Annotated in this window: 6 protein-coding genes; 2 read left to right on the top strand and 4 right to left on the bottom strand. The window is 72.2% G+C overall.

What is annotated here, in order from left to right:
- The 4 genes from rplJ to ACTHMF_RS11390 form a co-directional block, all read right to left on the bottom strand.
- The coding region (gene rplJ / locus ACTHMF_RS11405; protein WP_440317651.1) for a 50S ribosomal protein L10 at positions 1-477 on the bottom strand (477 nt) is incomplete at its 3' end.
- A 382-nt stretch (positions 478-859) separates the two neighbouring features.
- A complete protein-coding gene (locus ACTHMF_RS11400) occupies positions 860-1636 on the bottom strand; it encodes an alpha/beta fold hydrolase (RefSeq protein WP_440317649.1) in 777 nt (258 codons plus the stop codon).
- Positions 1633-3264: a sensor histidine kinase gene (locus tag ACTHMF_RS11395; RefSeq protein WP_440317647.1), complete on the bottom strand. Its 1632-nt coding sequence runs from the start codon at positions 3262-3264 to the stop codon at positions 1633-1635. The genes ACTHMF_RS11400 and ACTHMF_RS11395 overlap by 4 nt, the downstream gene beginning before the upstream one ends.
- Positions 3261-4016, bottom strand: coding sequence for a response regulator transcription factor (locus ACTHMF_RS11390; protein WP_440317653.1), 756 nt, complete (start codon positions 4014-4016; stop codon positions 3261-3263). The genes ACTHMF_RS11395 and ACTHMF_RS11390 overlap by 4 nt, the downstream gene beginning before the upstream one ends.
- Before the next feature lie 448 nt (positions 4017-4464).
- On the opposite strand from ACTHMF_RS11390, the gene ACTHMF_RS11385 reads away from it, so the two are divergent.
- Positions 4465-6030, top strand: a complete 1566-nt coding sequence (locus ACTHMF_RS11385) for an ABC transporter permease (RefSeq protein ID WP_440317645.1) — start codon at positions 4465-4467, stop codon at positions 6028-6030.
- 32 nt (positions 6031-6062) lie between these two features.
- The gene (locus ACTHMF_RS11380; RefSeq protein WP_440317643.1) at positions 6063-6734 is read left to right on the top strand and encodes an ABC transporter ATP-binding protein; all 672 of its coding nucleotides are present in this window, start codon (positions 6063-6065) and stop codon (positions 6732-6734) included.
- Positions 6735-6843 lie beyond the last annotated feature (109 nt).

The raw sequence follows: 6843 nt of genomic DNA, 5'->3' as shown, positions 1-6843 counted from the left end.
CGTGCGAACGGCCTGCGACAGCGGTGCGTTGAACAGATATGCGGCTCCGAACAGCGAGGCCTTGAAGGCGCCGGCCAGCTTGGCCAGCAGAACCTCACGGGACTCGAGGTCGGCGAGCTTGCCTACCTCTTCTGCGGTCAGCGGGTTACCGTCGAAGTAACCGCCCTTGACCACCAGCAGAGGGTTTGCCTTGGCGAAGTCACGCAGCGACTTCGCGACGGCGACAGGGTCACCGTGCACGAAGGCGATCGCGGACGGACCAACGAGCTCCTCGTCGAACGACGAGATGCCCTTGTTGTTGGCCGCGATCTTGGTCAGCGTGTTCTTCACCACGGCGTACGTCGCGTGCTCACGGATGGACGAGCGCAGCTCCTTGAGCTGCGACACCGTGAGACCGCGGTACTCGGTCAGCAGAACGGCGGTCGAGCTGTCGAACAGGTTCTCCAGCTCGGCAACCGTGGCTTCCTTGTTCGCCATGGCCTACTCCTCAATCTTCTTCGTCGCACACCGCGGGAGCGATGTGCGCCTCGACCGCGGGAAACGAAAAAAGCTCCGGCGCAGAGGCACGGAGCTGGCGACGCAGAGAACTGCGAGACTTGCTTCATACACCTGCGCGGGCCCCCACCTGGATGGGACTTCGGACGTGCGAACACGACGACCAGCGGTCTTTGGCTTCGTCAAGAGTACGGGATGCCCGCGGCGGTGCGCAAATCGCGCCGCCTCGAGGCGAGGGGAACGGAGGAGATCCGGGCGCATCCGCACCTCGCCCTCCTCCGTTTCCCGCATCGGACCGGCGCGCCGGCCCGATCATCCTCCCTTTCGCCCGGCTGGTGTTCGGGCCGGGCGGGGCGTTCGCCGCTCAGGGCTGACGGCGCAGGAACGCTCCGACGTCGCCCGCGAACCGCGGGTGCAGCGGGGTGCCCGCGTGCGACCGGTTCGGGTAGACGATGTGCGTCGCATCCGGAAGCCGCCGCACGGTGTCGGCGGCGACCGCGGGCGGATAGAAGCGGTCGCGGCCCCCGGAGACGAGGAGCACCGGGACGCGCACGCGGCCGAGGCTCTCGCGCACGTCGAAGCCCTCCTCCGCCTCCACGAGAGCCCGGAGGCCCGCGCGGTCGGCGGGAGCCGGCACCGCGCGGGAAACCATCCGGACCGCAGGTGCGAGCAGCGGCGCGTCCATCGTCGCGATGGCCAGCTGCTCCGTCGCCTCCCGGTGCCCGTCCGCGAGGAGGTCGGCGTAGCGGCGCTGGACCGCCCTGCCCTCCGCGCCCAGGGTCGCGGCGCCGGCGGCGACGACGAGCGAGCTGACGAGTTCCGGGTGGTCGGTCGCGAGCTGGAGGGCGATGCTCGCGCCAGTGGAGACGCCCATCAGCGCGGCGGGACCGTCGAAGCGGCGGCGGAGCAGGTCGGCGTACACCGCCGCGATGCCGGCCATGCTCGTTCCCGGCCGGATGCGCACGGGGCGGCCGATGGCGTGCACGCGGCGGCTGCGGGCGGGGCCGCGCACGATGATCCGCTCGGTGAGCGCGTCCAGTCCGCGCGCCCGGCCCGGCTCCGACGGCAGGCCGCGCAGGAACACCAGCGGGGGCGCGGCCGGGTGCCCGTAGGCGACGGCGGGGACGAGCACGTCGGTCATCCCCCGGGGATCTCCGGTTCGGCCGGGGCGGACGCGGCGTCCGCCGGCCGTTCCCCGGCGGCCGGAGCGTCCACCGCGGCCAGCGGCAGCCGCACCTCGAACACGGTGTCCCCCGGCACGCTGCGCACCTCGACCGTGCCGCCGTGCGCCTCCACCACGGCCTGCACGATCGCGAGGCCGAGCCCGGTCGACCCGGTCGCCCGGTTGCGCGAGCTGTCGCCGCGGGCGAAGCGCTCGAACAGCGTCGAGCGCAGGTCGTCCGGGATGCCAGGCCCGTCGTCCGCGACCGTGATCACCGCCTGGCCCGCCGCGGCATCCAGCGCGAGTCCGGCGGTGACGTGCGTGCCCTCCGGCGTGTGAACGCGGGCGTTCGCGAGCAGGTTCATCACGACCTGGTGCAGGCGCGGGGCGTCGCCCGGCACCTCGACCGGCTCGTCCGGCAGCCGGATGCTCCAGTTGTGCTCGGGGCCGGCGGCGTGCGCGTCGCTCAACGCGTCGATCAGCAGCAGCGAGAGGTCGACGGGATCGTGGTCCAGCTCCCTGCCCTCGTCGAGCCTGGCCAGCAGCAGCAGGTCCTCGACCAGCGAGGTCATCCGCGTCGCCTCGGACTCGATCCTGCCGAGCGAGCGGGTCACGTCGTCGGGCAGCTCGTGCGGCGACCGCCGGGTGAGCTCGGCGTAGCCGCGAATCGAGGCGAGCGGCGTCCGCAGCTCGTGGCTCGCGTCCGCGACGAACTGGCGGACCTTCTGCTCGCTCGCCTGGCGGGCGGTCAGCGCGGACGCGACGTGGCCGAGCATCCGGTTGAGGGCGGCTCCCACCTTGCCCACCTCGGTGTGCGGGTCGGTGTCCTCCTCCGGCACCCGGACCGAGAGCGCGACGTCGCCGCGGTCGAGCGGCATGTTCGCCACCTGCTCTGCCGTGCCTGCCACCCGCTCCAGGGGGCGCATCGCCAGCCGCACGACGACGCTCGCGATCAGGAACGCGAAGATCAGCCCGGCGAGCGTGACCAGCACGATGACGAGCGTCAGCTGGGCGACGGTCGCCTGCACGTCGCTCAGCGGCAGTCCGATGATGACGCTGTCGCCGTTCTGCATCGGGTAGGCGGCGACCCGGTAGTCGCCGAGGTTGCCGAGGCTGATCGTGCGCGCGTTGCCGTCGGCCGGCAGGGCCCGGAGGGCGGCGGCGGGGAGCACGCCGACGTCGCGCGGGGCGGCGGGCTGGTTGTTGGCATTGTCCGACTCGCGGTCGGTCAGGATCACCGGGAAGAGGAAGGAGTCGCCGCTGCGGATGGTGCCGAACGTCCCGGTCGGCTGCCCGGGGGCCGCGACGATGCGGATGCCGTCCGGGCCGGTCGGCGACGTGCCGAAGAGGTTGTCCGCCGCGTGCTGCCCGCGTACGAGCGCGCTGGTCAGCTGCTGGTCCAGCCGCGTCATCAGGTAGTTCTGCAGCGCCAGCACGCTGACCGTCCCGATCGCGGCGCCCAGCACAGCGAGCATGGCGACGACGACGAGGACGACGCGGTTGCGGAGCGTCCAGGCCCGGAACGGGCGGAGGCGCCGCAGCCGCTCCCGCGCTCCGCCTGCGCCCGGGGCCGCGGTCGGTGCGCCCGCCGTGCGGGCTGCGGTCATTGCGCGGCCTTCACCATGTATCCGGCGCCGCGGACGGTGTGGATCATCGGAGCGCGCCCGGCGTCGATCTTCTTGCGCAGGTAGGAGATGTAGAGCTCGACGACGCTGGACGAGCCGCCGAAGTCGTAGCTCCACACGCGGTCCAGGATCTGCGCCTTGCTGAGCACGCGGCGCGGGTTGCGCATCAGGAAGCGCAGCAGCTCGAACTCGGTAGCGGTCAGCTGGATGGGCTCGCCGTCGCGGTGCACCTCGTAGCTGTCCTCGTCGAGCACCAGGTCGCCGACGATGAGCACGGGGTCGTCCTGGTCGGCGACGGCGGCGCGGGAGCGGCGCAGCAGCCCGCGCAGGCGTGCGACCAGCTCCTCGAGGCTGAACGGCTTGGTGACGTAGTCGTCGCCGCCGGCGGTGAGCCCGGCGATGCGGTCGTCGAGCGAGTCCTTCGCGGTCAGGAACAGGACGGGCGCCTCGTTGCCGTCCGCGCGCATCCGGGAGAGCACCTGCAGCCCGTCGATGTCCGGGAGCATGATGTCGAGCACCACGACGTCCGGCTTGAACTCGCGGGAGAGCTGCAGCGCCTGCTGCCCGGTGGCGGCGGTCTTGACCTCCCAGTCCTCGTAGTGGAGGGCCATCGCGAGCAGGTCGGTGAGCGTCGCCTCGTCGTCGACGACGAGCACGCGGATGCTGCTGCCGTCTGCTCGGCGGAGCAGCGTGCGCGGCTGGCTGGACGGGGTGGAGGCGGCGCGGGCGTTCATGGTCACCTTTCCCATTATCTGGAATCGACTTGACGCCGACTTTGCGAAACCTATGGACAGTCTGTGAGCCGCGCACGCTCCCCCGCACCGCACTCGGGACTGTGCCCGTGCGGTACGTCCCGGGCGTGCTCGCGCAGCCACACACGTCCCGAACGGGGACAGCGGGCCCGCCCCGCGCGACCCGACGCCTCCGAGCCGCGGCGACTGCGCCCCCGCGTCACGTCTGCACCCCGGCGCCCCGCCGCACACGTTCCCCCGCACCGCACTCGGGACTGTGCCCGTGCGGTACGTCCCGGGCGTGCTCGCGCAGCCACACACGTCCCGAACGGTGACGGACAGCAGCGCCGGCGCACTCGGCAAAACCATAGCCCGGCCATAGAGGCCGGAAAAGGGGCGGACTTAGCGTCCAGGCGACCCATTCGTCGTACCCCCAGAGATATGGAAGCCAATGTTCGGGACGTATCTGCGGCGTGAGCTGCTCAACCGCCGCAAGCAGACGGTCATCATCGCGATCGGCATGGCCCTCGCGATCGCGCTCGTCATCATCGTCAACGCGGTCTCCGCCGGCGTGAAGGACGCGCAGGCGAGCGTCCTGCAGTCCGTCTACGGCGTCGGCACCGACATCACCATCACGCAGCCGGCGACCGCCCAGAACGCCACCGCCCAGCAGGGCCAGGGCGGTGGTCCCCGGTTCGACTTCGGCGCGAACACCGGGACCGACACCGGCACGGGCCGCAAGGTCGACACCTCCCGCCTGGAGCCCACCCGCGGCGCGACCGTCATGGATGCGAGCACCCTGACCACCGCCAAGAAGGTGCAGAACGTCTCCGCCGCCGCGGCCGTGCTCTCGCTCACCAACACCAGCTTCAGCGGAACGCTGCCGAACTTCCAGCAGCTGCGCGAGCAGCGCGAGGCCGGCGGCCAGGCCGCCCAGCCCACCGCGCCGCCGACCGGCGGGGCGGACGGAGCGGGCGGCAGCTCGTTCACCGTCGACTCGTTCTCGGTGATGGGCCTCGACCCCGCCGGCACGTCCGTCGGCCCGCTGTCCTCCGTCACGCTGTCCAGCGGCCGCACGTTCACGTCCGCCGACGCCGCGAAGGATGTGGTGGTGCTGGACGCGAGCTACGCCAAGACCGCGAGCAAGGCCGTCGGCGACACCATGACCATCGGCGGCACGAGCTTCACCGTGATCGGCGTCGTGAGCGCCACCGGGGCCGACTCGACCACCGCGTCGAACGCGTACATCCCGCTCGCCGTCGCCCAGAAGCTCTCCGGGCAGACCGACAAGGTCTCCGCGGTCTACGTGACCGCCGCCTCCGCGAGCGACATCGACCAGATCAAGGCGGACCTCACGAAGTCGATCTCCGGCGCGACGGTCAGCACCCAGGCGGACCTCGCCTCCAGCGTCTCCGGCTCGCTCGGCAGCGCCGGCCAGCTGATCTCCAACCTCGGCACCTGGCTCTCGGTCATCGTCCTCGCCGCGGCGTTCCTCATCGCGATCCTGTTCACGATCTCCGGCGTCACCCGGCGCACCCGCGAGTTCGGCACGCTCAAGGCGATCGGCTGGTCCAACCGCCGGATCGTCGGCCAGGTGGCGGGCGAGTCCGTGGTGCAGGGCCTGATCGGCGGCGTCATCGGCGTCGCCATCGGCCTGATCGGCGTGCTGATCGTGAACGTGATCTCCCCGACCCTGACCGGCAGCGTCGGCTCCGGCTTCGCCGAGGCTGCCGGTCAGCGCTCCGGAGCGGGCGGCGGCGCGACGCCCGGCGCCGGCGGGGCGGAGGGCGGGTTCGCCGGCGGCGGCTTCGGCGCAGGCGGAGGCGGCGGCGCGTTCGCCGGGATCCGCCGGGCCTCCGAGACGACCGCGGACATCGCCCTGCACGCCCCCGTGACGCTCTGGATCATCGTCGGCGCCGTCGCGCTCGCGGTGCTCGGCGGCCTGCTCGCCGGCGCGATCGGCGGCTGGCGCGCCTCCCGTCTCCGTCCCGCCGCCGCCCTGCGCTCCGTCGCCTGATCGCCCGCGAAGACCGACAAGAAGGACACACCGTGTACACCCTCACGAACGTCACCAAGAAGTACAGCCAGTCCAAGCGCGAGGTGCTCGCCCTGAACGACGTCACCCTCCAGATCCCGGACGGGCAGCTCGTCGCCATCCAGGGTCCGACCGGCGGCGGCAAGTCGACGCTCCTGCAGATGCTCGGCGCGCTGGACCGGCCGACCTCCGGGTCGGTCGCGCTCGGCGACGCGAGCCTGTCGAAGCTGGGCGACGGCAAGCTCACCGGCATCCGCGCGAACGAGATCGGCTTCGTCTTCCAGGGCTTCAACCTCATCCCGACGCTCACCGCGCAGGAGAACGTGGAGACCGCGCTGGCCCCGCTGAAGGTCAGCGGCGAGGAGCGCAAGCGGCGGGCAGCCGAGGCCCTGGCGTCCGTGGGTCTGGCCGACCGCGGCAGCCACCTGCCCTCCGAGCTCTCCGGCGGTCAGCAGCAGCGCGTCGCCATCGCGCGCGCCCTGGTGAAGAACCCGGAGGTGCTGCTCGCGGACGAGCCGACCGGCAACCTGGACGAGGAGACCCGTGACGAGATCATGGACCTGCTCGAGGGCCTGTGGCGGGACCGCGGCCTCACCGTCATCATCGTCACGCACGACACCGCCGTGGCCAAGCGCGCCCAGCGCCGCCTGCACATCAAGCACGGCCAGGTGAAGGACGTGGCGTAGCCCCGCCTCACGGCTGGACCGTCGGGGGGCCGGCAAATTTGGCCGGCTCGCCCCCCGACCGCCACCCACCCGCCCCCCCCCGCCCCCCGGGCGGGGGCCGGGCGCAGGG

It is taken from the genome of Leifsonia sp., from assembly GCF_051955155.1.
In the GTDB taxonomy this organism is placed as follows: domain Bacteria; phylum Actinomycetota; class Actinomycetes; order Actinomycetales; family Microbacteriaceae; genus Leifsonia.
The sequence above is the reverse complement of the archived record's forward strand: the minus strand, read 5'-3'. Positions and strand labels throughout refer to the sequence as shown.

What these genes read in the sequence shown, in the direction of transcription:
- ACTHMF_RS11390 (WP_440317653.1), bottom strand. Translation starts at nt 4,016, where the DNA reads ATGAACGCCCGCGCCGCCTCCACCCCGTCCAGCCAGCCGCGCACGCTG.
- ACTHMF_RS11400 (WP_440317649.1), bottom strand. Translation starts at nt 1,636, where the DNA reads ATGACCGACGTGCTCGTCCCCGCCGTCGCCTACGGGCACCCGGCCGCG.
- ACTHMF_RS11395 (WP_440317647.1), bottom strand. Translation starts at nt 3,264, where the DNA reads ATGACCGCAGCCCGCACGGCGGGCGCACCGACCGCGGCCCCGGGCGCA.
- ACTHMF_RS11385 (WP_440317645.1), top strand. Translation starts at nt 4,465, where the DNA reads ATGTTCGGGACGTATCTGCGGCGTGAGCTGCTCAACCGCCGCAAGCAG.